Here is a 24,511-nt window from a genome sequence, read left to right on the forward strand (position 1 = left end):
TTGAACCTTTCAGGAAGAACCACCATGAATCAGTTTGAAATCGAGGGTTTGCGTCAGGAGCTGGACGTCGTGTCGATTGGCTTCGGTCCCGCTGGCATCGCGCTGGCCTGTGCGCTGGAAGACGAAGCGGAAGACAACGGCAAGAAGCCGTTTCAGCGCGTGCGTTTTTTCGAGAAGGGACGCGATTCGACTTGGCACGGTGCGTTTCTGCTGGCCGGAACCGATATCAACCATCACGTGTTTCGCGACCTGGTGACGCCGCGCAATCCACGCAGCCGTTTTTCTTTCGCGATGTATCTGAAGGAGAAGGGGCGCCTGTATAAATTCGGTCTGCTCGGCCGACCGGCGAGCCGCGTGGAATGGTCCGACTACATCGGTTGGGTCGCGGCTCAGCTCAAAGACTACGTTTCCTACGACGAAGGCGTGCTCGACGTACTGCCGGTGGTGGAAAAAGGCTTGTTAAGCGCGGTGGATGTGGTCACCACTCAAGGGACTTATCGCACCAGGCGTCTGGTGCTTTCCCACGGCAGCTTGCCAAGAATCCCCGAGGCTTTCAGCCCGCACCTGGGTGGCCGCGTATTCCACACGTCGCAGTATCTGAAAAACATCCATTTGGGCGGCGGGCCAATCGCCCAACGTTGGCTGGTGCTGGGTTCTGGACAAAGCGCGGGGGAGGCGGTGGCGCATCTGCTCGGCGCCGCGCCTACCACTCAGGTGCATTCGGTGCATCGAGGAGTCGGTTTTCGGGTCGGCCAGCTGGGGCAGTTTCCCAACATGGCGTTCTTGCCGGAACAGGTCGATTACTTCCATCAGCTGGAGCCAGCCCGTCGCAGTAAGGTATTCGATGAAATCCGCTCGACCAATTACGCGGGCATCGACGCTGATGAGAGTCAGGCCTTGTACTCCTTCATGTACGAAGGCGAGGTGAGCGGGCACCAGCGTCTGAACCTGCATACGTGGTCCGACGTGACCTCCGTGGAGAAGGTTGGCGATGCCTATTCCGTCGTGCTGCGCGACGCCAATACAGGCCTGGAAACCAATCTGTACGTCGATGGCATCGTCCTTGGTACCGGTTACGAGCAACTGGCGGTGCCTCCTTTGCTGACGTTGCTGCAGCCCTGGTTGCTGCGCGAAGAAGACGGCAGCCTGGCCGTGGACCGGCATTATCGCGTCGGCCTGCAGAACAGTGACGGTCTGCTAATTCTCGCCAACGGCACTTCGGAGAAAACCCACGGCATCAGCGATGCGCAATCGTTCTCGATGGTCGCACTGCGCGCCCAGCAGCTGATCGATACCTTGCTGGCCACGCAACCTCGCCAGCTCGCGCCCGTCGTCGCTTATCCCAAGAGAAGCACGGTTGCTCACGCCGAGGCACGACCATGAACTTCATCTCGCATATCGTTGGCGATTCGAATTTCGTCCGGCTCAAGGGGCTGGGTTTCGAGAACCTTCATCTGAAGCTTGAGTCGTGCAATCCAGCCGGTTCGATCAAAATGAAGACCGCGATCGGCCTGATCGACTCCTACGCCGAACGCCGACTTATCCACAGGGAGACGGTGCTGATCGAGTCGTCTTCGGGCAACCTCGGCGTGGCTTTGGCAATGATCTGCGCCGAGCGCGGTTACAAGTTTTGCTGCGTGGTCGATCCAAACACCAACCTGCACAACATCAAGATGATGGAAGCCTTCGGCGCGCAAATCGTGATTGTGACCGAGCGTGATGACAACGACGGCTATCTGGGCACCCGGATTCGCTACATCCGTGACACCGTGGCCCGCGACCCACGCTATTTGTGGCTCAACCAGTACAGCAACCCGGCCAACGCGCGCACCCATGAGCAGACCACGGCGCGTTCGATTCACATCGCCTTTCCCGCGCTGGATTATCTGGTGGTTGGCGCAGGCACCACCGGTACGCTGATGGGCTGCGTGCAGTATTTCCGCAAGCATTCACCGCGCACCAAGATCATTGCAGTGGACAGCGCCGGATCGGTGACCTTCGGCCAGGCGCCAGGCAAGCGTTTCATTCCGGGCCTCGGTTCCAGCCAGATGCCGCCGATCTTTCGCGCCAATCACCTGCACAAACAGCAAGTGGTCGACGAGCGCGCCACCGTTGCGATGTGTCGCTGGCTGGCCAAGTCCAACGGCGTACTGGCGGGGGGATCGACCGGCACCGTGGTCGCCGGTCTGGCCGCGCCTTCGCTGGGGATTCCCAAGGACGCGGTGGTGGTCGCGATCTCGCCGGACGCGGGCGAGCGCTATCTGGAAACCATCTACAACGACGAATGGGTAATGCAGAAATTCGGTCGTGCCGAACTGGCCGCGCTGTCGTCACAGCCCATCAGTCGCTACCTGAATACCTTCGTCCACACCTTTGAAGGGGAAGCGCTGAATGTCTGAATTCCATGTCATCCCTGGAGCCGTGATCAAGGACATCCTCGACAGCCAGTTGCGCAGCATGGTCGCGCGCATCGAGCAGGTCTACCTACAACATCACGATGGCCAGACCCTTAATCCGGACAGTTATTTCCTGCGGTTTCCACAGCAGCCGGCCAATCGCATCATCGCGCTTCCGGCCTCGCTGGAAGGTGAAGATGCCGTGGCCGGGATAAAGTGGATTTCCAGTTTTCCCGGCAACGTCGCGCAACAGAAACCTCGGGCGTCGGCAGTGGTGATCCTCAACGATCGCGAAACGGGATACCCCTATGCCTGTCTGGAGGGTGCGCAGATCAGCGCTGTCAGAACCGCGGCATCTGCGGTATCGGGCGCCTACTGGCTCAACGGTCAGTCACGTAAAGCCGGCTCCGTGGGATTTGTCGGTGCGGGTGTGATTGCTCGAAATATCGCTCGCATGCTCGCGGTAGAAGGTTGGGACATCGGGCAGGCCGTCGTACATGACTTCGACCAGAGTTCGGCGAGCGCGTTGAAGGGATATGTCGAGCAGATCGATTTATGCACAGCCGGCACCGGTTCGCTGCATGAGGCCTTGGCTGCGGATCTGCTGATCTTTGCCACGACTGCCGGAGAACCTTACGTGAAGCCGCCCATGGCGTTTCGCGCCGGTCAGGTGGTGCTGAATATCTCGCTGCGCGACATCGCGCCGCAGTTGCTGCTGGAAGCCAACAACCTGTGCGACGACATCGAGCACTGCATGAAGGCCAATACCTCGCCGCATCTGGCCGAGCAGCTCAGCGGCAACCGCGAATTCATGAACGGCACTCTGGCCGAATTGATTCGCGGTGAGGTACGACTCGACCTGACCAAGCCTTCGATTTTCTCGCCCTTCGGCCTCGGCGTGCTGGATCTGGCGTTGAGCAAGTTCATCGTCGACACCGCGTTGGCTGAATCCCGCGCGGTGGCCATCGATTCCTTCTTTGGAGAAACCCTGAGATGGAACTAAGTCCTGCGCCGCGCCTCGACAGATTCTCCTCGGAAACGCCGTATTCGCAGAAACATGGACAACAGCCCGCCGTCAGGATTGGCATTGTGGGCTGTGGTTCCCGAGGCCTTACGGTCCTGGAACGTTTGTGTGCGCTGGCTGCCAACAGCGAACGGCGGGTCGAGATCAGCGTATTCGATCCCCATCGGCCGGGGCCTGGGCTGCATTCGGTGGAGCAACCTGCCTACCTGATGCTCAACACCGTGGCGTCGCAGATCTCCATGTTCCCCGATCAAGCCGCGCTTGGCGGCTTTACCGGGCGACAGGGACCAGACTTTTACCAATGGTGCTTGCGCTTCAAATCCGCTGACCGCGTTGTTCGCCCCAACGAATTTTTACCCAGATCCTGGCTTGGCGAGTATCTCGCCTGGACTTACGAGGAGGTGATTGGGACGCTGCCTGAACAGGTGAAGGTGACGCACCATGCCAGGGCTGTGGATAACATCGAACATACGGATCTGGGTGGGTTCATGTTGTCCACGGGCGAAGTTGAGCATCAGGTGGATTGGCTTCTGATTACGGTGGGTCATGCTGAGACCTCGCCAGAGGTTGGAAATGGCGGGCAAGTCACCGAGCGCCTTGGAGCTTATCCACAGCCGCATTCATTGAGCAGGATTTCATCCACAGACCATGTTGGCGTGGAAGGGTTGGGCCTGTCGGCAATGGATGTAGTCGCAGGGCTGACGGTGGGGCGAGGCGGACGCTTCCTTGAGGGGCGTGAGGGACTGCGTTATCAGCCCTCCGGTCAGGAACCGCAGGTGTTCATGTATTCACGAAGCGGGCTGCCGTACTGCACCCGGCCTGACATTCCGCCGAACCGCACCGCCGGTTCGCCACTGATTTTCACCCTCACAGCGGTTGCTGATCTGCGCGCTGACAACCCTGAGGGCATTGATTTCGAAGCGCAGGTAATGCCGTTGCTCAAGGCCGAGATGCTTGCTGAATACTTCGGGATGATTGCCGCGCAGCAGGGCGAGTCATCGCTTCGAATCAAGTCCGAGATAGCGAAGGCGTATTGGCTGGGCGAGACAGAAGCTAAACAACAGGAGCTCGCTGAACGGTTTGCTGTGGTCATGTTGGACGAGAGCTATTTCAATCCTCAGCATCTACAAGCGCCTGTGGATAATTATTCCCGATGGGTGCGCACCTTTATTCAGGCTGATTTGAACGAGAGCATTCTGGACCTGGACCATAGTCCGATCAAAGCGGCGGTCGAGGTATGGAGAAGTTGCCGTGAGCAAATCCGGCGCATTGTGGATAACCGTGGCCTGACCTCGAAGTCACATCGCATTTTCTTCGACGAATACGCCCCGCTGGTCAATCGCATGGTCGCGGGACCCCAGAAAGAGCGTCATCAAGAACTGCTAGCGCTCGCGGATGCTGGGATCGTGCATTGGGTTCACGGCTCGAAAGTTATGCACAACGACGAAACAGGATCAGTCGCGATAGCCCTGGAGGACAGTCGGATAATGCCGCTCAACGCAGTGGTCTGCGCCCACGCGAGCGATAGCCGCACAGCCGCAGCCCAACCGAAAATCATCCGACAACTTCGTGAAAGCGGAATTATCCACAGCCTGGGTGAAAGAGGGGAAGGCGTGCAAGTAGACAGCCAAGGCAAGGCGCAACCCAACTTGTGGATAACCGGCCCCATCGTCGAAGGCGCGACGTATTACAACCACTATGTTCCTTCATCAGGCAGCTACTCACGCGCATTCGTCGACGCGGACCGCATCGCGCGGGAGATGTTGGGGATGACCGTTATCGCCTGAAGTTATCCGCAGAGGCGCCCCGTTATCCATAGTTGCCCGGCTTGCACCGGCAGGCCCGCACAATCGCCACCGTCGGCAAGCCGGATTGCTACAGCGCGAAGCGCTCGTAAGATCGCCGAAAAATCATGGAAAAAAAGCCCGCGCTGACAGGGCCAGGCGGGCTTTTCGAGGGCAGGTGTTCAGGCTCCGGGGCTCAAACGGATGATTTTGGGGAATTCGCTCAGGCTGATGGGGGCCGTGCAGTGGTCATCGGAGCAGTCCCAGTGCTGCTCACTGTTCACCATTCCCTTATCGGGGGCTTGAGTGTCCAGCACACGCAGGGGCGCATTGTTCATTGCCTGACTGCTGGTCTGATCTTGCCGTGGGCGCCCTGCTGCCCAAGCCACCATGATCCGCTCGTGACCATCGCTGAACACCAGCTTGTACACGCCGTCGGCCTGCAGGCTGCTGTGAGGGTCGTAGTCGAAATCCCGCAGGTACGGACTGATCGCCTTGAGCACCGAATAGGCAGGCTTCGGCGAGAGATCCACGTTGAGCAGCCCGAAGTTGTGTTCCTGATCGTCGCGCTGGGTGCCATCGTTGATCAGGTCGTACCACCACATGCCCTTGATGTTGGGGACAGTGCGGGCCAGGAAATAAGCGCGGGCCAGATACGCGGCCTGACGCGTGGCATCAATGCCGCAAGCGCCTTCGTGGCTCGGCCAGCTCATTTCGGTCAGGTACAGCGGCACCGGTTTGCCGCCCTTGCTGAATCTGCCGTCCAGGTCGCGCATCCAGTTGATCCAGCTTTCCGGAGTATTGTGGTTTCGCCCCTCGCAATGCACGTACGGATGCAGCGAGATACCGTCGGCGTACTTGAGCACGCCAGCGGCGAGGACGCGGTCGACGAAACCGCCCTTGATTCCCGCTGAGGTCACGGCACCGGCAAGCACCTTGGCTTGTGGATTGTTATTGCGAATGATCGACGCGGCGTCTTTCACCACGGCCACGTAATCATTGCTCAGGCGCGCATCGCTCGGCCCGTCGATGTCCCACTCGTTCCACACTTCGTAATACTTCACCGGGCTGCCCAATTGCCGGGTGAGGTAATCGACGTATTTGAGGTAGGGGATCTTTACCTCGGGTTTTCGCGGCTTGGCGTTGCCGTTGAAGGACGTGCCGTAGCCAAGAATGACCATAGGCGCCTGGTTCAGCGCACTGGCCGTGTTCAGCCAGCCGCGCCATTGCGGGATGATCTGCAGCTGATTGGGCTCAGGCTCGGCGGTGGACCAGAACGCGTCGTCACGTACTGAAGTTGCCCCGGCGTCGCTGGCCAACTCCAGACTGCGCAGCGGCTGATTGAGATTGTTCATCGAATGAGTGGCAACCCCGACAATGAAAGGCTCGGCTAGCGCAACGTCGGCAACGATCAGGCAAGACAGCAACAGCAGGCCTTTGCGGCCAATACTCGAAAAGCTCATGCGTACCCGTCCTATTTCAGCTCAACCCTGGCAGACCATTCCATGAAGTCGCTTCAACTGGCTTTGGGGCGACGGTCCTCACCTGCGACCTTGCCGCCAATGCATGCCCGATGGCCATGCCGAGAAACAGGTTCGCCAGCGTCACCTCCAGGGTGTCGGTTGTCCAACTGACGATGCAGATGCAGAAACCCGTGGCGAGCATCGCGCGGCCATAGCGAGTGTTGATGTCTGCGAGGATGACAAACAGCGGAATGTGCAGGGCATACAGAAACAACCCAGCCAGCCCAAAGGTGGCCCACAGGTAAACCACCGTGCTGTCCGAGACCATGAAGATGTCTGCTCCGGCCACAGGGAACGCCGCTACCGAGCTTCCGACCAAACCGAATCCAGCGCCGGTATAGGCCCGACCTTCGCTCACGAGTTCGCGGATCACGTTGGGCCAGGTGTTGATCAGGCGGTCGTAGATCGAGGACAGCGAGCTTCCGGTCGAGATCTTGTAAGGGTCGAAGTCGTGCATGATGCCGATGAACGGCAACGCCATCCCCAGCACCACGGCTGCAGCAATGGCTCCCCGCGTGGTCCAGCGAAAGCGGGTGATCAGCAACAGGCCGACGGCGCCCGCGAGCGCCAGAACCGGTGCCTTGCTGGTGGTGAGCACGACGCCCACCAATCCAGCGGCACAGATGGCAATGGCCAGCATTCTCGAACGCACCGTCGTCATCAGATACAAGCTGAAAATCGAGATGATGATCGCCAGGGCGCTGGAGATCCGGGCAAAGCCGGCGGGCCGGTCGGCTTCTTCCGCAGCCCAGGTGGTGTTGGCGCTCAGCTCGGTGCCACCGATGCTGTAGCTGTAGCCCTTCCACGGCAGGTTGGTGTACTTGTCCAACACGATACCGGCGAGAGAAGCCATCAACGCAAACGCGATCACCCACATGAACAGCCGTCTGTGGTGGATGATCTGATCGCCGCATGCCAGTCCGAACAGCAAGGGGCTGATGCCATACAACGCGAAAGCGAAGTTACCGGCGCCGCCGCCATTGAGCACCGCCCACGCCGATGACAGCAGCAGTACCAGGAAGCTCAGCCAGACACCCGGCCCGGCTTTGAAGCTGCGCAATTCCAGCGCGAAGAGCAGCAGACAGGCGACTTTCGGGCCGTACAGCACAACCGAAATTCCGGCCTTGTCCAGGTAGAAGCGCAAGGCTCCCGAGAATGTCTCGACCAGAATCAGACTGATTGCAACCAGCACAATGGCCGTGGATTTGTCGAACGACATGATCGACGGCTTTTCAACGTAAGCGGGGGTAGGCGACATCATGGGAACAGCCCCTCGGGAGCGCTGGAATTGAAAAATGATCGGCAGACACAGCGGCAGGTAAGAAAAAAGTCATTAGTCATACCGAGCTACCGCTCACCGACTTCGGCAAAACGCCGTCGATGGAATCGGAAAATAGCTGGCCATTGGATGGCCGTTACGAGGAGGGGATTGCCGAGCGGGGTCCCTCTCAGAGCGGCGTGACAGGGGATATATCAGCCGCAGATGGAGAGACTGTCAATCAAATAGTCAAATTTTCGGACAGGTATGCAGACGCCTGAAAATCAGGGTTCGTAACCAATTGATTTAATTGAAGGATATAAATTTGACGCTATTAATCTGGAGAAAAACCCGGAGGATTATTGCGCAGTCTATAGCTCAGTTTCGTTACAGCTGAGCCAAAAATAAGGCCCGAAACGATACTGCGGGAGCGAATTTTTTCGCGAAAAATGGCGTAGCCGACATAGATGTGTCGAACGAGCCTCTCGCGAATGAATTCGCTCCCACAGGGTATTAACCGTCACAGGTGTATTGAACGGCTACCTCAGGTATACCGGCGCTTGTCAGGCGCGGGCGGGAAGTACTGATACAGCCAGGTTTCACTCAATGTGCGGTCGCCGGTCTTGATGAACATGCGCATCTCCACCGGATCCATAGAATCGCTGGTCGGGTACCAGTCGAAGGTCACCCGGAAGCCTTTGATGTCGGGCAGCACCAGCACGTTGAAATCCTGCACCTTGCCGTGGGAGACGGTCACCACAGGCACGATTCCCGACCCCTCCGGCAGTCGATCGATGCCGCCACCGTTGAAGTCCACGGCAAAGCGGCGCGCCCAGACTTCCGGGTAATGCTCGCCCGGCGCCCAACCTTCGATGAAGCCGCCCATGCCCGAGCGGGTCGCATGAACCTGAGCCAACGGCGTGCTCACCGGCGGCAGTGGGCTCCAGTACAGCTTGTAGCCGAAATTCATCGACATGCCGGCCTTGATCGGCTCTTTCGGATTCCAGAACGCGACGATGTTATCCAGTGTCTCGCCGGTGGTTGGCAGCTCCAGCAGATCAATCGATCCTTCGCCCCAGGCCGTGGTCGGCTCGACCCAAAGGCTCGGGCGGCGGTGATACCAGTCGACCGTGTCCTGATATGTCTTGAAATCGTGATCGATCTGCACCAGGCCGAAACCCTTCGGGTCCTTGTCGGCGAAGGCATTGAACTGGATCTTCGCCGGATTATTCAGCGGTCGACAGATCCACTCGCCATTGCCCCGCCACATCGCCAGGCGATCGGAGTCATGGATTTCCGGGTGCAGCGTGTCGCACATCCGGCGCTCATGGGTGCCGCAGCTGAACATGCTGGTCATGGTCGCAATACCCATCTGCTCGATGTCGGCGCGGGCATTGATATGGGCGTCGATATCCATCACCACGCGGTCGGCCTGACAGTCGATGTCGAAACGATAGGCGCCAGTCGCGCTCGGCGAATCCAGCAGCGCGTAGACCACGAAGCGGGTAGCGTCCTTGGTCGGTTTCTCGAACCAGAACTTGGTGAAGTCGGGAAATTCTTCGGGGCGATGGGCATAGGTGTCGATTGCCAGGCCGCGTGCCGAGAGGCCGTACTGCTTGTTGCTGTCGATCGCGCGAAAGTAGCTGGCGCCGAGGAACGACAGAATGTCGTTGATAGCGATTTCCGGGGCCTTGAACAACTTGAAGCCCGCAAAACCCAAGTCGCCCTTGAGCTGGCTCTTGTCGATGCGGCTGGCTTCGTAATTGAACAGCTCGGGGCGGAAATGCACTTCCCGCGCCTCTTGGGTCGCCGGGTCCACGCTGTACATGCGCACCGGAGTCTTGAAGCCTGCGCCGACGTGGAAGAAATGCACGTCCAGTTGGCCTTTGACGTCGTTCCACAAGGAATGACCAGCGTCGTATTTGATCGCATTGAACTGCTGAGGCGTCATGTCCGCCAGGGTCGGCGGCAGTGTCTGCTTGGTGCTTACATACGCTTTGCCGGCTGTCTGCTTGGCGAGGTCTTGCAGGATCTTGAAGTCGAAGTGTTCGATGTCGCCATCTGCTGCTGCCGCCAGGGCGCGTGCTGCATAAAGACCCGATGCTGGCAGTGCACTATAGGCTGCCAGTGCCATGGAAGCTTTCAGGAGATTCCTGCGATTCATAAGGTGAAGCCTCTGAAGAAATGCTGTGCCTTCCTGCACGAAAATGTGCGCTTTCCCAATCCTTGCCGAACGCAAATTACCAACAACAGATAACAATCTCGGCATCTTGTTCGCAAAAAAGGGAAAAAAACGTTTCAGAGCATGACTTTCTTCGGTTTCGAGTGTTGCCGTTTGTGTGTTCAGGCCTGCTGGATGAATGCCAGGCGTACGGCGAAGCCAATCAGCAGACAGCCGAACAGCCATTGCTGGCATTTTTGCGCGGTCTGGCTGCGCGCCAGCCAGCGACCGATCCAGCCCCCGGCCATGGCGTAGACGCTGTCGAACGCCAGGCCGATCAGCACCAGAATCACGCCCAGCTCTGCAAACTGCCCGGCCACCGAGCCCTTGGCCGGGTCGATGAACTGCGGCAGCAGCACTGAGCAGAACAACGGTGCCTTGGGATTGAGCAGGTTGGTCATCAGGCCGCGCAGAATCGCGCTGCGCCAAGAGATCTGTGCCTCGCCTGGGCTGCCAGGTGAAGTTGCGCCCATGGCGCCGGGCTTGAACATCTTCAAACCCAGCCACAGCAGATACGCGGCACCGAGCACGCGCACCACCTCGAATGTCCAGGGCGACACCTTAAACAGCGTCGCCAGGCCCAGCGCCGCCAGCGCCACGTGGCAGCCACGGGCGATGGCGAGCCCGACGGCAGTGGCCCATGCCTTCGCGCGACCCTGACGCGCGCCGGTCTGCAGCAGCAGAATCATGTCTGGCCCCGGCATCAGCAGGACCATCGCCAAGGCCGCGATAAACAGTGCTTTATCTTCCATTGTTCAGCTCCGACCGAGGGTAACGGAAGAAAATTCTACGTCTGGACGGCAGGGCAGGTGCTTGCGTGTTTGACCTTGCAGGCGCTTAGTATTGGCATCTTCTGCTTCTGGATAAGCCTTAAAGGTCACCGTTATGCCAAATACGCCCAATGTGAAGCTGGACGCCTACGACCGGCGGATTCTCAATGCCCTGCAACGGGACGGTCGATTGACCAATGTGCAACTGGCAGATGAAATCGGGCTGTCAGCCTCGCCATGCCTTCGTCGGGTGCGGCATCTGGAAGATGCAGGGGTGATTCGCGGCTATCAGGCGACTTTGGATGCCGATGCGCTGGGATTGGGGTTGACGGTGTTCATTGGGGTCAAAGTCGATCGTCATCACGAAGACGAGGCGCAGAAATTTCAGCAAGTGGTATCGGCGTTACCTGAAGTGATTTCAGCGCATATCGTGTCCGGCGAATCCGACTTTCTCCTGCATGTCGTGGTGCCGGACCTACGCGGCTATGACCGCTTTCTTACAGATACGCTGCTGAAAATGCCCAGTGTCCGGGACATCCGCAGCAACTTCGCGATTCGCACGCTCAAGCAGCAAGGGCCGTTGCCGCTGGTGCATTTGCCGATTTAGCCGGCTGACTCGACGCATTCGTGTAGGAGCTGGCTAGCCAGCTCCAAAATTACGCGCGATTCACGAGATTGGCGGCGTGTCTTAAGCCTGCGTCGTATGCCCTCCGGCCCCCATCGCAGCCTGCCGCAATGCCTCGGAGCGGGTCGGGTGAGGATGGCAGGTCAATGCAATGTCTTCGGCCGACGCGGCAAACTCCATCGCCACGCAATACTCGGCAATCATCTCGCTGACGCTCGGCCCTACCAGGTGCACGCCAAGGATTTCGTCGGTCTTCTCATCAGCCAAAACCTTGGCGAAGCCGTCGGTCTCATGATTGACCTTGGCCCGGCTATTAGCGCTGAACGGGAATTTTCCGACCTTGTAAGCACGGCCTTCCTCCTTCAATTGCTCCTCGGTCTTACCGACACTGGCCAGCTCCGGGAAGGTGTAAATCACATTCGGGATCAGGTTGTAATTCAGCTCGCCCTTTTTGCCAACAATCCGCTCCACGCACACTGCCGCTTCGTCTTCAGCTTTGTGCGCCAGCATCGGGCCTGACGTCACGTCGCCGATGACCCAGATGCCATCCACAGATGTACGATGGCCCTTGTTGGCCAACATGCCGCGCTTGTCGACTTCAAGGCCAACGGTCTCCAGACCCAGACCTTTCGTCACCGGCCGACGGCCAATGGAGACCAGCACGTAGTCCGCTTCGATCACCTCGGCCTCACCGCCCGCAGCAGGCTCGACCGTCAGGCTTACACCCGAGTCGCTGGCAACGGCTGAGGTAACTTTCGAGCTGAGCTTGAAGTTCATGCCCTGCCGCGACAGCGAGCGGTGCAGTGTTTTGCCGGTTTCTAGATCCGAGCCATGCGCCACATGATCGAGAAACTCCACTACGGTGACCTTGGCGCCGAGGCGACGCCACACCGAGCCCAACTCCAGGCCGATCACCCCAGCGCCAATCACCACCAGGTGTTTAGGCACCTCGCTCAGTGACAGCGCGCCGGTGGAATCCAGAATACGTTTGTTATCGATGGTCACCCCCGGAAGCGGCGTCGGCTCGGAGCCGGTGGCGATGATGATGTCCTTGGCGGTCAGCTCGGTTTCGGTGCCGCTGGCATCAGTGACGATAACCTTGCCGGGGCCTGCAAGACGTCCCCAACCCTTGACCCACTCGGCCTTGTATTTGCGAAACAGGAACTCGATGCCCTTGGTCAAGCCGGTCACGCTCTCGGATTTCTGCGCCATCATCTGCGCCAGGTTGAGGGTCGGCGTGACTTCGATGCCCAGCTTCTTGAATTCCTCGCCGGTCGCCGCTTCGTAGAGTTCGGAGGCATGCAGTAAGGATTTCGAAGGGATGCAGCCGACATTCAGGCAGGTGCCGCCCAGGGTTTCCCGGCCTTCGATGCAGGCGACCTTCAAGCCCTTTTGCCCGGCATGAATGGCGGCGTTGTAGCCGCCGGGGCCGCCGCCGATGATGACGACATCGTAGTTACTCATGAGCGTACTCCTGAAGAAAAATCGACAATGGAGGGAAGCGTAGACTTCTCTGCGCAAATATCTTGAAAGCTTCGCAACCAAGTAAATTATGGTCGTAATATCAAGCTGAAAGAGAATGAAGGTCAAGCTCGGGCTTTTCAAGAGCTCAGCCGGGCAAGTTAAACCGGCGCTGTGGATAAACTGTTCGCAGGCTGTGTGTAAGACTGTTGAAACACTGTCTTTAGATTCCTTCAAAAACCTTCGATGACGAAGCCGTGACCGGTCTGTTGACCTCTGCCACCGCTCTACGAATGCGGCTGATAATGGTCATGACCAGTAGCAACGCCATCGCAGCCAGCGCGATGTTGATGGGCGCGGTAAGTACGTATCCCGAGCCTATTCCGGCGCCAAAGATCCCGAAACAAAGCATGCGTACATCGCTTTTCAAGGGGCCATCACGGCGCCGCGATGCCTTTATCAATGGACCGAGCAGACCGGCGAATTCACTTAAAATTGCCAGCAACGTTACCAGCAACACCAATAGCAGGCTGACTTTTGGAATGACCGCAAACGGTAGGAATAGAGCAGTTTCGGCGATAACGCGACTGAGTTCGTGAGCGCAGGTTCCAAGCTTCGAATGCTGGCCGAATTCGCCGATCAGTACGGCTTCCACGGCGTTGAATAGCGTGCGAATCAGCATCCAGATTGGAATCAGCACGAAGATGGGAGGATGGAAAGCAAAAGCTGCGACCAGCATCCCAACCGCCACGGAGATAAGGCTGGCGCACGACGTCACATGGATTGCACGCACTCCGTCATCAAACAGAATCCTGGCTAGCGGATGCATTAGTTTTTGCAGCCAGGTTTTGAGTATGGTCAGCATGATCGCGGGCCAGCTACCTGTGGATAACTTTAGGGGAGCATAGTGCAAGTTTTGGAATGCATTTTTGAGGTTGTGAATGAAAGCTGTGGGAGTGAGCCTGCTCGCGACGAAGTCAGTGCATTCAAACGATTCCGTTTGGAATGCAGCCTTCTTGAGCAAGCTCGCTCCCACATGGAATTTCAATCTGCTGCGTCCCGGCATGGCGTCCCAGGCGCCTCCGAAGGCAGCAAGGGCGTCTAACCTGTCTTCCACCTGTCTGAGTGAATAAAACGTCATGTCGGCCGGTGATTACCAGACGAAAATTTCACGACTTCTGTTATATCGTAACGCCCCATAAATCTGTGCTTCGGGTGTCCCACGTTGCGTGCATTGATTCAGCGAACAGGAAGGGTGATGACTACAGCGTCTGACAAGTTTTGGAGTATCGATGCGGGTTGATCTGGATGTTGAAAGTGCGCCGCCTGCAAGCCTGCCCAGGTTTCAGCGTGCGAGCTTTCAGGCGCGTCGCCTGTCGCGGTTGACCTACCTTCTGGGTTCCATGGGCGTGATCGGCCTGGTGGTTTCGCTGTTTGTCGACCTGTTCTCACCCAATTCGCTGTGGACGGCGGTGCTCACCAACAGCGCCGCGAGTCTGCTGGTGCTGGCCTCTGCATTGCAATCGGCACAGGTGGTCGCCCTCTGGCGGGCGCGGGTTATTGCACCCGATGAGGTTGCGGCCTCGTCAGAAGAGCCAATCGCCGCCGAAGAGCAGGGCTGGTACGACCGGCTACTCACGCGTATCGGCGGGGCGGGCACTTCGATGGTCGGCCAGATCGGCGCACCGGTGTTCTGGCTGGCGGGTTGGGCGCTGCTGGCGCTGATCAGTATTTCGATGATCTGGAACCTCGCGTTGATCGGCACCAATGTCGGTCTGGCGGGCAGCGTGGTTGGCGGTTTGCTGCTATTGGTCAGTTTTGGCCTGCTGGTTCTGGAGCGGCAGTTCAGCAATGAATCCGAAGCGAGCTGGCCCGAGGCCGAGCAACTGGCGCTGATCTCGCGTGTGGCGATCGGCACGTTGCTGATCGCTGCGTTCTGCCTGTCCTTCTCCTCGGCGGAGCGCGTCTGGCCGGCCCGGTTGGCAGTGCTGATCGGCCTGTTGCCGGGATTGGTGGCCGCCGAATTGCTGATTCGCGCGCTGCTGTCGATCTTCAGTCCGCGCAACGAGCGTCTTGAGCCGCGTCTGGTGGCCAGCAGCTTCTTCGCCGGTCTGCTGCGTTGGCCGCCGCGTCCACTGACGGCTTTGCAGAACGAGTTGCACAATCGCTTCGGCATCGACCTGCGGCAAATCTGGGCGTTTACCTACATGCGTCGGGCGTTCCTGCCTGTACTCGCGGTGATCGTTGCCCTCGGCTGGGCGCTTAGTGGCGTGCACGAAATCCCGATGCAGGGCCGTGGGATTTATGAACGTTTCGGCAAACCGGTGGAGGTCATGGGCCCTGGGCTGCACGCGGGTCTGCCTTGGCCATTCGGCACAGTACTGCCGGTGGAGAACGGGGTGGTTCATGAGCTGGCGACCAGCGTGTCCGAAGGCGGCAATCCCAATAACAACAGTGCCGAGCAGGCCCTAGATCCTGCCGAAGGCGCGGCCCCGGCCGTCGCCAACCGTTTGTGGGACGCCACGCATATCAATGACAAGTCGCAGGTGATCGCCAGCGGTTCGGGGGACAAACAGAGCTTCCAGATCGTCAACATGGACGTGCGCTTCGTTTACCGCATCGGGCTGGACGATCAGGCCGCCATGGCCGCGACCTACAACAGCGCCGACATTCCGAGCCTGATTCGCAGCACTGCCAGCCGCGTGCTGGTTCACGATTTCGCGTCGCGCACCCTCGATGAACTGCTCGGCGAGCAGCGTACCGATCTGGCGGCCGACATCGGCAATGCCGTCGCCCGAGACCTGAAGAGACTCGACAGTGGCGTTGAAATCCTCGCCACTGTAGTTGAGTCGATTCACCCGCCAGCCGGGGCCGCCAATGCTTATCACGCCGTGCAAGCGGCGCAGATCAGCGCCCAGGCGCTCATTTCCCGCGAGCGCGGTGCGGCGGCCGATCAGGCCAACCTGGCGCAACTGCACGCGAGCATCGCCCACGATCAGGCAGCCGCCGACTCTCGCGAAGTGATGGCCACCGCGCAGAGCGCGGACCTGCGTTTCAACGCCGAACAACAGGGTTACGCCAAGGCCGGTCAAGCGTTTTTGCTGGAGCAGTATCTCAGCCAGCTGACCCAAGGCATGACCCACGCCAAATTGCTGGTTCTGGATCATCGTTTGGGCGGCACCAGCGCGCCCACCATCGATCTGCGTTCTTTTACTCTCCCGGTCGACCCTGCGGCGTCGCCAAAGTCGGCTGAACAGCCAACGGCTGAATAAGGAGTCGTCCCTTGAGTCTGTTTCATTCCCACGATCATCACGACCATGCAGGCCACAGCCACGGCGGTCATCATCATGGTCATCACCACGGCGAAGCATCCGGCCCGGCAGGTTTCCCGTGGCGGCGTGCCGCGCTGGCGGCCGTGTTGATCGTATTCGCGGTTGCCGCGGCGAGCCTGGTTCAGGTGCGCTCCGGCGAGGCGACCGTGATTACCCGCTTTGGCAATCCCGCCCGCGTGTTGCTCGATCCCGGCCTGAGCTGGCGCTGGCCTGCGCCGTTCGAGGCGGCCATTCCGGTCGATCTGCGCCTGCGCACCACGTCTAGCGGCCTGCAGGACGTCGGCACACGCGATGGGCTGCGTATCATCATCCAGGCCTATGTGGCCTGGCAGGTGCAGGGCGACCCTGACAACGTGAAGCGTTTCATGCGCGCCGTGCAGAATCAGCCCGATGAAGCCGCGCGGCAGATCCGCACCTTCGTTGGCTCGGCGCTGGAGACCACGGCAGCCAGTTTCGACCTGTCGAGCCTGATCAATACCGACGCCGATCAAGTGCGCATCGCCGACTTCGAGAATCAGCTGCGTCAGCAAATCGATAAGCAATTGCTGACCACCTACGGCGTACGGGTCCTGCAAGTGGGTGTCGAGCGTCTGACGCTGCCATCGGTCACCCTCAACGCCACTGTCGACCGGATGCGTGCCGAGCGCGAAACCATCGCTACCGAACGCACAGCCATCGGCAAGCGCGAAGCGGCGCAGATCCGCTCGGCTGCCGAGCGTGACGCCCGGATCGTCGAAGCGGATGCTACGGTGAAGGCCGCCGATATCGAAGCGCAATCCCGCGTCGAAGCTGCGCTGATATACGGCCGTGCCTACGCCGGCTCGCCGCAGCTGTACAACCTGCTGCGCTCGCTGGACACCTTGGGAACCGTTGTCGGCCCGACCACCAAGCTGATTCTGCGCACAGATGCCGCGCCGTTCCGCGTGCTGGTGGATGGCCCGCCCCAGCTGGATGGAAAGCAGGACGGTAAGCCTGGAACGCAGCCATGAGCGAACAGGACTCGACACCGATCGAGCGTCCGGCCGTCAACAGTCCCTGGCTGCAAGCCAGTCGCCTGGCATTCCTTGGACTGTACGTGGTGACGTTGCTGGCCGCGCTTGGTTGGGCGGTGTCTAACGTACGGCAGATAGATCCGCAAAACCGCGCCGTGGTGTTCCATTTCGGCGAGCTGGATCGTGTGCAGAACGCGGGTTTATTGCTGGCCTGGCCGCAGCCATTCGAACAGGTGGTGCTGCTGCCTTCGGCGGATCGGGTAATCGAACGTCACGTGGAAACACTGCTGCGCTCGCCGACTGCATTAGCCGCCGACAAGGTCACCAGTTTCGCCACGCCAATGAGCGATGCGCTGGCCGGATCGGGCTATCTGCTGACTGGCGATGCGGGTGTCGTACAGCTGGATGTGACGGCGTACTACAAGGTCACCGACCCGCGCGAGTTCGTACTGCAAAGCGAGCATGTGCTCCCGGCGCTGGATCGTCTGGTCAATCGCAGTGCGGTCAGCCTGGCAGCGTCGCGGGATCTGGACACCATTCTCGTCGCACGGCCCGAGCTGGTCGGCTCCGACAGCCAATCCGCCGAGCGCCGCGAGCGTCTGCGCGGCGATCTGGTGCAAGGCATTAACAAGCGTCTCGAAGAACTGACGGCCACCGGCGTGGGATTGGGCGTAGAAGTGGTGCGGGTGGATGTGCAGTCCAGTCTGCCTGCCGCCGCGGTAAACGCTTTCAATGCCGTTCTGACCGCCAGTCAGCAAGCGGATCAGGCGGTGGCCAACGCACGCACCGATGCAGAAAAGCAGAACCAGACAGCCAACCAACAAGCCGACCGCATCTTACAGGTTGCCCATGCCCAAGCGTCCGAGCGGTTGGCCAAGGCGCAGACTGACACCGCTGCCGTGACGGGGCTGGCGCAGTCGATTCAGAACAAGAGCGACCCCGGCCTGCTGTTGCGCATCTATCGCGAGCGTGTGCCAGGCATCCTCAAGCAGGCCGGGTCTGTGACGACGGTCGACCCGCATGACGATTCACGCCTGATCATTCAGGGAGCCGACAAATGAGTGGCGAAGCTGCACATATCCATGACCACGGCCATGCCGGTGCTCCAGCGCCGGGCAGCATGCTGACCAGCACCGAACAGCGCAGCGCTGCGTGGCAACTGACGCTGGCGATGCTCGCATTGGGCCTGTTGGCGTTGGGGCTGGTCTGGCGGTTCTTTGCGCCCGAGCAGGTCGGCGTCAGCCAGTTGCTGTTGGGCGCCGCGTCTCTGCTGGTGGCGATTCCCGTGGTCGGCGCCGGTTGGCACAGCCTGCGATATCCGAGCCTGCACGGCATCACCGATCAACTGATCGCTCTGGCGATGCTCGGCGCCTGGGCCACTGGCGATCTGATGACCGCCGCCTTGCTGCCGATCATCATGATCTTTGGTCATGTGCTGGAAGAGCGCAGCGTCATTGGCTCGCAGGAAGCGATCCAGGCGCTGGGCAAATTGACTCGCAGTCACGCGCGTTTGATCGCGGCGGATGGCACGATTCGCGAAGTGGATAACGGCTCGCTGGTCGCCGGTGATCGCGTCGAAGTTCGTGCAGGTGATCGGGTGCCTGCCGATGGCCTGGTAGTGTCTGGCCAGGCCAGCCTCGACACAGCGCCGATCACGGGAGAATCAGTGCCGCTGGAGGCGCATGCGGGCATGGAGGTGTTTGGCGGCGCGATCAACCTCGACGGCTTGTTGCGCATCGAAGTGACGCGTATCGGAAACGAGTCGACGCTGGGCAAGGTCATCGCGCTGATGCAAAGCGCTGAGCGCTCGAAACCACCGATCACCCGCCTGCTGGAACGCTACGCTGGCAGCTACATGGTGCTGGTGTTGTTGATAGCAGCGGTTACCTGGTTCATCACCAACAATGCCCAGGCGATGCTCGCGGTCCTGGTGGCCGCTTGTCCTTGTGCGCTGGTGCTGTCTGCGCCTGCCACAGCCATTGCAGGGATCGCCGTTGCTGCACGCCACGGCATTCTGATTCGCAGCTCGGCGTTCCTCGAAGAGTTGGCAGATCTCACGTCGCTGGTGGTCGACAAGACAGGAACGCTGACTTACGGCAGCCTGCGTCTGCAATCGGTGCAGGCCGAGAAGGGCACCGGCGATGAGGTGATCGCGTTGGCCGCAAGCCTCGGATCAGCCAGCAGTCACCCGGTCAGCCGCGCGCTGGCCGGGCTGTTGGAGAAAGATCATCACTTGGCGCTTGAAGACATTCGCGAGTGCCAGGGGCTGGGTGTCGTCGCGCAGACGGCTCGCGGCGAAGCGGCACTGGGTCGCCCGGAATTGTTCGCGCAACTGGGCATTAACACCTCGCCAGTGCCCAATCATGACGGCCCGATTGCCGGGTTGGCGGTCGACGGCGTCTTCCTCGCGTGGCTGTTGCTGGCGGACAGCCTCAAACCTGAGGCGCGTCAGGCACTGAGCGAGCTGCGCGATCTGGGGATGGGCCGCCAATTGCTCTTGACTGGCGACCGTCAGAGCGTCGCTGATAGCCTCGGGCGCGAGGTCGGCATCAGCGACATTCACGCGCAGGCGTTGCCCGAAGACAAACTCAATCGGGTGATGGGCGAAATCAACAAGGGTTTTCGGCCGATGGTAGTGGGCGACGGCATCAACGATTCCCTGGCGCTGAAAGCCGGCGTGGTTGGCGTTGCAATGGGGGCGGGCGGGGCGGATATTGCCTTGGCATCTGCCGATATCGTGCTGATTGGCAGCGACTTGCGTCGGCTCGGCACCTGCGTGCGTCTGAGTCGTCAGTGTCGTTCAACGCTGCAGGTCAACGTGATCATCGGTCTTGGTTGGACCCTGGCGATTGTCGCCTTGGCGGCATTCGGTGTGCTTGGTGCAGCGGGCGCGATGATCGCCGCCGTGTTGCACAACCTTAGTACGCTGCTTGTGCTGGGTAACGCGGGCCGTTTACTGCGCTTCCACGAGCCGATCGCAAAATTTCACAATCCGCTGTAAGCCTTTGAATTCGGCGCTTTCCCCGAAAGTGCCGAGTTAGAGGCCCGCGCTAAGTATAAAAATTCGCTTGAGCTTTGAAGCACTCTGTAACAAATTACAGGCAGTCATGAAGAGGGTGCTCCATCGCAGGCTTCACATTGGCTCGATCCTGGGGCAGGGAAGTACCCGGTAATAGGTTCGTCGTCGTATTGCATTAAAGCCGATAGCCTGACGGTTCCTACGCTGGAGCCGGTTTTGGACTACCCTTTTCCGTGTTCCTGGATCAGGGGGTTTTCTCAATGTTCGCGCAACTTCCACCGGCGTTACAGAAGCTTCACTTACCACTACGACTCAAGCTCTGGGATGGCAACGAAGTCGAACTGGGGGCTGATCCCAGCGTCACGATTGTCGTCAAGGATCCCTCGCTGGTGTCCGATTTCACCCACCCAAGCCTCGATTTGCTAGGCAGCGCGTTTGTCGAAGGCCGCCTCGAACTCGAAGGCTCGATCAGCGAAGTCATGCGCGTCTGCGACGAGTTGACGGCGGCGCTGGTGGAGGAGGACGAAGGTGTCGTTCCGGTCCGCACAGAACACGACAAGGAAACCGACGCCAAGTCGATCTCCTACCATTACGACCTCTCAAATGATTTTTACCAGCTTTGGCTGGACAAAGAGATGGTCTATTCCTGCGCCTACTTCAAGACCGGCAATGAAACGCTGGAGCAGGCACAGCAGGACAAATTCCATCACCTGTGTCGCAAGTTGCGCCTGAAGCCCGGCGAATACTTGCTCGACGTCGGCTGCGGCTGGGGTGGCCTGGCACGCTTCGCGGCGCGTGAGTATGGGGTCAAAGTGTTCGGTATCACCTTGAGCCGCGAACAGCTGGCATTGGCGCAGGAGCGGGTGAAAGCCGAAGGCCTGGAAGATCAGGTCGAACTGCAACTGCTCGATTATCGCGACCTGCCTCAGGACGGCCGTTTCGACAAGGTGGTGAGTGTCGGCATGTTCGAGCATGTCGGCCATGCCAATCTCGACCTCTATGCCAAGTGCTTGTTCGGTGCGGTGAAGGAGGGGGGGCTGGTGATGAATCACGGCATTACGGCCAAGCACACCGATGGTCGCCCAGTGGGGCGTGGCGCTGGGGATTTCATCGATCGCTATGTCTTTCCCAACGGTGAACTGCCGCACCTGGCGATGATCAGCGGGTTTATCAGTGAGGCTGGTCTGGAAGTGGTCGATGTGGAAAGCCTGCGCCTGCATTACGCCAAAACACTGGATCATTGGAGCGCGCGGCTGGAAGAGAAGCTGGACGTTGCAGCATCAATGGTCCCGGAACAAGCGTTGCGGATCTTTCGGCTTTATCTGGCCGGCTGTGCGTATGGGTTTTCCAAGGGCTGGATCAACCTGCATCAGATTCTGGCGGTCAAGCCTTACGCCGATGGCAGCCACGACCTGCCACTGACTCGGGATGATTTGTACGCGTAATTGCGCACGCTATGGATTCCCTGTGGGAGCGCATTTATTCGCGATTGGCATGAGCAGCCGATGCATCTCGATCGGCTGTACAACCTTTCGCGAATGAATTCGCTCCCACAGGTTAATACCCATGCGGATCACAAAATCGGCGAGATCAGCCGAGCCACGCGCATGCCCAACTGCTGCAAATGATGGGTCTCTTTGCTTTCCTCAATGCTGATCTCGTGGGCCTGTGCGGAGTCATCACTGAGCATCGCTTCAATGTGGGAGCGAATTTATTCGCGATTGGCATGAACAGCCGACGTATCTCGGTCGACTGTACAACCTTTCGCGAATGAATTCGCTCCCACAGTTGATACCCATACGGATCACAAAATAGGCGAGATCAGCCGAGCCACGCGCATGCCCAACTGCTGCAAATGATGGGTCTCTTTGCTTTCCTCAAATGCTGATCTCGTGGGCCTGTGCGAAGTCATCGCTGAGCATCGTTTCAATGTGGGAGCGAATTTATTCGCGATTGGCATGAATAGCCCGATGCATCTCGATCGGCTGTACAACCTTTCGCGAATGAATTCGCTCCCACAGGTTAATACCCATACGGATCACAAAATCGGCGAGATCAGCCGAGCGACGCGCATGCCCAACTGCTGCAAATGATGGGTCTCTTTGCTTTCCTCAATGCTGATCTCGTGGGCTGTGCGAAGTCATCACTGAGCATCGCTTCAACGTGGGAGCGAATTTATTCGCGATTGGCATGAACAGCCGATGCATCTCGATCGGCTGTGCAACCTTTCGCGAATGAATTCGCTCCCACAGTTAATACCCATACGGATCACAAAATCGGCGAGATCAGCCGAGCCACGCGCATGCCCAACTGCTGCAAATGATGGGTCTCCTTGCTTTCCTCAATGCTGATCTCGTGGGCCCGTGCGAAGCATCGCTTCAATGTGGGAGCGAATTTATTCGCGATTGGCATGAGCAGCCGATGCATCCCGATCGGCTGTGCAACCTTTCGCGAATGAATTCGCTCTCACAGTTAATACCCATACGGATCACAAAATCGGCGAAATCAGCCGAGCCACGCGCCTGCCCAACTGCTGCAAATGATGGGTCTCTTTGCTTTCCTCAATGCTGATCTCGTGGGCCTGTGCGAAGTCATCACTGAGCATCGCTTCAACCTCTCGCGCAAAATTCTCATCTACCGTCAGCAGCATCAACTCGAAATTCAGCCGAAAAGAACGATTGTCCAGGTTGGCGCTGCCGATCGCTGAAATCTCGTTGTCCACCAGCACTACCTTTTGATGCAGGAACCCCGGCTTGTAGCGGAACATGCGCACCCCTGCGCGCACGGCTTCGAACGCGAAGAGACTGGACGCTGCATACACCGTGTAGTGATCAGGTCGTGACGGCAGCAGCAATCGTACGTCGACGCCCCGCAAGACGGCCAGGCGAAGTGCGGCTGACACTGCTTCATCGGGGATGAAGTAAGGCGTGGTGATCCAGACTCGTTCAGTCGCGGCGTGAATCGCTTCGACGAAAAACAGCGAGCAGGTTTCCTGCGGATCGGCCGGCCCGGTCGCCAGGAATTGGCAAAGCACGCCATCTTCCGGATATCTGTCCGGCAGGATCAACGGCGGCAGCTGACGGGTTGCCCAGAACCAATCCTCGGCAAACGACTCCTGCAAACACGCCACGACCGGCCCGATGATCGCCACATGGGTATCCCGCCACGGCGCCAATGGCGGCTTTAGCCCCAGATACTCATCACCGACGTTATGCCCGCCAACAAAGCCCTTTACCCCGTCGACTACCACGATCTTGCGGTGGTTACGGAAGTTGACCTGAAAGCGATTGAGCCAGCCGCTGCGCGTAGCGAACGCTTTGATCTGTACCCCGCCGGCACGCAACTTCTCCACGTAGCTGGCGGGCAGGGAGTGACTGCCGATGCGATCATACAGCACGAATACTTCGACACCTTCGGCGGCCTTCTCCAGCAGCAGTGACTGCAACCGACGACCGAGACCATCGTCATGAATGATGAAAAATTGTACGAACACGACCCGTTTCGCCGCACGAATGGCTTCGAAAATGGCGGTGAATGTCGCATCACCGTTGATCAACAGTTTCACTTCGTTATTGGCCAGGCACGGCATCCGTCCGAGCTTGGGCATCGCACGGAGGGATTCATAGGCGTCTGAGCGTCGTGCCGCTACGGCTTCCTCGATCCAGGGCTTCCAGTTGAAGTCGACAATTGCGTTGCGCATCTCGTTGTTGGCCTGGCGACGGGCTTTGATGTAGGCGTCGAAGCTGCTGCGGCCAAAAACAAGGTATGGAATGAGGGTGATGTAGGGGATAAAAATCAGTGGCATCGCCCATGCAATCGAGCCTTGTGCGGTGCGCACGGTCAGCAATGCGTGAATCGCTGCTACGATGCCGAGCAGGTGAGTAAAGCCAATCAAATAGCCAAAGAAATACGGGCTGTGGTAATCCATGCGCAACCTTGTGCTAGAGGCTTGTCGGTGTTTAACAGACCACAGCGCGCGGGGATTGTCGCTATTTTCTTCTGGCTGCAACTGGTTATCGGATTCGTCGTCTAAACGTCATCGTCCAGTGGCGACCAAAACAGTAAACACGTTAGCCGCAATCAAACCGCTCAAGAGCAAAAAGGAA

The 24,511-nt window shown here is 59.1% G+C and carries 17 protein-coding genes and 1 pseudogene; 10 read left to right on the forward strand and 8 right to left on the reverse strand.

Going from position 1 to position 24,511, the window contains the following annotated elements:
- The first annotated feature begins 24 nt into the window (after positions 1 to 24).
- Genes ACRER8_RS01920 through ACRER8_RS01935 form a run of 4 tightly spaced genes read left to right on the forward strand, consistent with a single transcriptional unit; the run spans position 25 to position 5,207 of the window.
- A complete protein-coding gene (locus tag ACRER8_RS01920; protein WP_431744672.1) occupies positions 25 to 1,383 on the forward strand; it encodes a SidA/IucD/PvdA family monooxygenase in 1,359 nt (452 codons plus the stop codon).
- Positions 1,380 to 2,399 (forward strand): 2,3-diaminopropionate biosynthesis protein SbnA, encoded by a 1,020-nt coding sequence (gene sbnA / locus ACRER8_RS01925; RefSeq protein WP_431744673.1) that lies wholly within the window; start codon positions 1,380 to 1,382, stop codon positions 2,397 to 2,399. Before ACRER8_RS01920 ends, sbnA begins: the two co-directional genes overlap by 4 nt.
- Entirely contained in the window at positions 2,392 to 3,399 is a 1,008-nt protein-coding gene (gene sbnB / locus ACRER8_RS01930; protein ID WP_431744674.1) for a 2,3-diaminopropionate biosynthesis protein SbnB, read from the forward strand. The genes sbnA and sbnB overlap by 8 nt, the downstream gene beginning before the upstream one ends.
- Complete coding sequence (locus ACRER8_RS01935) at positions 3,390 to 5,207, forward strand: FAD/NAD(P)-binding protein (RefSeq protein WP_431744675.1); 1,818 nt, start codon at positions 3,390 to 3,392, stop codon at positions 5,205 to 5,207. Before sbnB ends, ACRER8_RS01935 begins: the two co-directional genes overlap by 10 nt.
- A gap of 179 nt (positions 5,208 to 5,386) precedes the next feature.
- On the opposite strand, the gene ACRER8_RS01940 is transcribed toward ACRER8_RS01935, so the two are convergent.
- From ACRER8_RS01940 to ACRER8_RS01955, 4 genes are all read right to left on the reverse strand, one after another.
- A complete protein-coding gene (locus ACRER8_RS01940) occupies positions 5,387 to 6,667 on the reverse strand; it encodes a hypothetical protein (RefSeq protein WP_431744676.1) in 1,281 nt (426 codons plus the stop codon).
- A 16-nt stretch (positions 6,668 to 6,683) separates the two neighbouring features.
- A complete protein-coding gene (locus tag ACRER8_RS01945; protein ID WP_431744677.1) occupies positions 6,684 to 7,988 on the reverse strand; it encodes a hypothetical protein in 1,305 nt (434 codons plus the stop codon).
- Positions 7,989 to 8,529: 541 nt separating this feature from the next.
- Positions 8,530 to 10,149 carry a glucan biosynthesis protein D gene (locus tag ACRER8_RS01950; protein ID WP_431744678.1) on the reverse strand — a complete coding sequence of 540 codons (1,620 nt, stop codon included), beginning with the start codon at positions 10,147 to 10,149 and terminating at the stop codon, positions 8,530 to 8,532.
- A 179-nt stretch (positions 10,150 to 10,328) separates the two neighbouring features.
- Positions 10,329 to 10,958, reverse strand: coding sequence for a LysE family translocator (locus ACRER8_RS01955; RefSeq protein ID WP_431744679.1), 630 nt, complete (start codon positions 10,956 to 10,958; stop codon positions 10,329 to 10,331).
- A gap of 151 nt (positions 10,959 to 11,109) precedes the next feature.
- Here ACRER8_RS01955 and ACRER8_RS01960 point away from each other — a divergent pair, with 151 nt between their 5' ends.
- Complete coding sequence (locus ACRER8_RS01960; protein WP_431744711.1) at positions 11,110 to 11,583, forward strand: Lrp/AsnC family transcriptional regulator; 474 nt, start codon at positions 11,110 to 11,112, stop codon at positions 11,581 to 11,583.
- Positions 11,584 to 11,664: 81 nt separating this feature from the next.
- On the opposite strand, the gene lpdA is transcribed toward ACRER8_RS01960, so the two are convergent.
- Positions 11,665 to 13,065 (reverse strand): dihydrolipoyl dehydrogenase, encoded by a 1,401-nt coding sequence (gene lpdA, locus ACRER8_RS01965; protein ID WP_431744680.1) that lies wholly within the window; start codon positions 13,063 to 13,065, stop codon positions 11,665 to 11,667.
- A gap of 220 nt (positions 13,066 to 13,285) precedes the next feature.
- Positions 13,286 to 14,086: a CDP-alcohol phosphatidyltransferase family protein gene (locus ACRER8_RS01970; protein ID WP_431744681.1), complete on the reverse strand. Its 801-nt coding sequence runs from the start codon at positions 14,084 to 14,086 to the stop codon at positions 13,286 to 13,288.
- Positions 14,087 to 14,354: 268 nt separating this feature from the next.
- Here ACRER8_RS01970 and hflK point away from each other — a divergent pair, with 268 nt between their 5' ends.
- The 5 genes from hflK (at position 14,355) to cfaB (ending at position 21,850) form a co-directional block, all read left to right on the forward strand.
- On the forward strand, positions 14,355 to 16,334 hold the full coding sequence (gene hflK / locus ACRER8_RS01975; protein ID WP_431744682.1) for a protease modulator HflK: 1,980 nt from the start codon (positions 14,355 to 14,357) through the stop codon (positions 16,332 to 16,334).
- Between the two features lie 11 nt (positions 16,335 to 16,345).
- A complete protein-coding gene (gene hflC / locus ACRER8_RS01980) occupies positions 16,346 to 17,383 on the forward strand; it encodes a protease modulator HflC (RefSeq protein WP_431744683.1) in 1,038 nt (345 codons plus the stop codon).
- On the forward strand, positions 17,380 to 18,447 hold the full coding sequence (locus ACRER8_RS01985; RefSeq protein WP_431744684.1) for an SPFH domain-containing protein: 1,068 nt from the start codon (positions 17,380 to 17,382) through the stop codon (positions 18,445 to 18,447). The genes hflC and ACRER8_RS01985 overlap by 4 nt, the downstream gene beginning before the upstream one ends.
- Positions 18,444 to 20,387 (forward strand): cation-translocating P-type ATPase, encoded by a 1,944-nt coding sequence (locus ACRER8_RS01990; RefSeq protein ID WP_431744685.1) that lies wholly within the window; start codon positions 18,444 to 18,446, stop codon positions 20,385 to 20,387. Before ACRER8_RS01985 ends, ACRER8_RS01990 begins: the two co-directional genes overlap by 4 nt.
- Positions 20,388 to 20,665: 278 nt before the next feature.
- Complete coding sequence (gene cfaB, locus ACRER8_RS01995; protein WP_431744686.1) at positions 20,666 to 21,850, forward strand: C17 cyclopropane fatty acid synthase CfaB; 1,185 nt, start codon at positions 20,666 to 20,668, stop codon at positions 21,848 to 21,850.
- Positions 21,851 to 22,443: 593 nt separating this feature from the next.
- Here cfaB and ACRER8_RS02000 read toward each other — a convergent pair.
- Together ACRER8_RS02000 and cls are read right to left on the reverse strand one after the other, a co-directional pair.
- A pseudogene (locus ACRER8_RS02000) lies at positions 22,444 to 22,568 on the reverse strand (hypothetical protein); the annotation flags it as partial.
- Positions 22,569 to 22,893: 325 nt separating this feature from the next.
- The gene (gene cls / locus ACRER8_RS02005) at positions 22,894 to 24,333 is read right to left on the reverse strand and encodes a cardiolipin synthase (protein ID WP_431744687.1); all 1,440 of its coding nucleotides are present in this window, start codon (positions 24,331 to 24,333) and stop codon (positions 22,894 to 22,896) included.
- Positions 24,334 to 24,511 lie beyond the last annotated feature (178 nt).

Origin of the sequence: Pseudomonas sp. (assembly GCF_050739935.1) — a bacterium.
Taxonomy (GTDB): domain Bacteria; phylum Pseudomonadota; class Gammaproteobacteria; order Pseudomonadales; family Pseudomonadaceae; genus Aquipseudomonas.

Excerpts from the sequence above, each read along its gene's own strand:
- ACRER8_RS01920 (WP_431744672.1), top strand. The coding sequence starts at position 25 with ATGAATCAGTTTGAAATCGAGGGTTTGCGTCAGGAGCTGGACGTCGTG.
- ACRER8_RS01940 (WP_431744676.1), bottom strand. The coding sequence starts at position 6,667 with ATGAGCTTTTCGAGTATTGGCCGCAAAGGCCTGCTGTTGCTGTCTTGC.
- hflK (WP_431744682.1), top strand. The coding sequence starts at position 14,355 with ATGCGGGTTGATCTGGATGTTGAAAGTGCGCCGCCTGCAAGCCTGCCC.
- ACRER8_RS01945 (WP_431744677.1), bottom strand. The coding sequence starts at position 7,988 with ATGATGTCGCCTACCCCCGCTTACGTTGAAAAGCCGTCGATCATGTCG.
- ACRER8_RS01985 (WP_431744684.1), top strand. The coding sequence starts at position 17,380 with ATGAGCGAACAGGACTCGACACCGATCGAGCGTCCGGCCGTCAACAGT.
- sbnA (WP_431744673.1), top strand. The coding sequence starts at position 1,380 with ATGAACTTCATCTCGCATATCGTTGGCGATTCGAATTTCGTCCGGCTC.
- cls (WP_431744687.1), bottom strand. The coding sequence starts at position 24,333 with ATGGATTACCACAGCCCGTATTTCTTTGGCTATTTGATTGGCTTTACT.
- ACRER8_RS01990 (WP_431744685.1), top strand. The coding sequence starts at position 18,444 with ATGAGTGGCGAAGCTGCACATATCCATGACCACGGCCATGCCGGTGCT.
- sbnB (WP_431744674.1), top strand. The coding sequence starts at position 2,392 with ATGTCTGAATTCCATGTCATCCCTGGAGCCGTGATCAAGGACATCCTC.
- ACRER8_RS01950 (WP_431744678.1), bottom strand. The coding sequence starts at position 10,149 with ATGAATCGCAGGAATCTCCTGAAAGCTTCCATGGCACTGGCAGCCTAT.
- cfaB (WP_431744686.1), top strand. The coding sequence starts at position 20,666 with ATGTTCGCGCAACTTCCACCGGCGTTACAGAAGCTTCACTTACCACTA.
- lpdA (WP_431744680.1), bottom strand. The coding sequence starts at position 13,065 with ATGAGTAACTACGATGTCGTCATCATCGGCGGCGGCCCCGGCGGCTAC.
- ACRER8_RS01955 (WP_431744679.1), bottom strand. The coding sequence starts at position 10,958 with ATGGAAGATAAAGCACTGTTTATCGCGGCCTTGGCGATGGTCCTGCTG.
- ACRER8_RS01935 (WP_431744675.1), top strand. The coding sequence starts at position 3,390 with ATGGAACTAAGTCCTGCGCCGCGCCTCGACAGATTCTCCTCGGAAACG.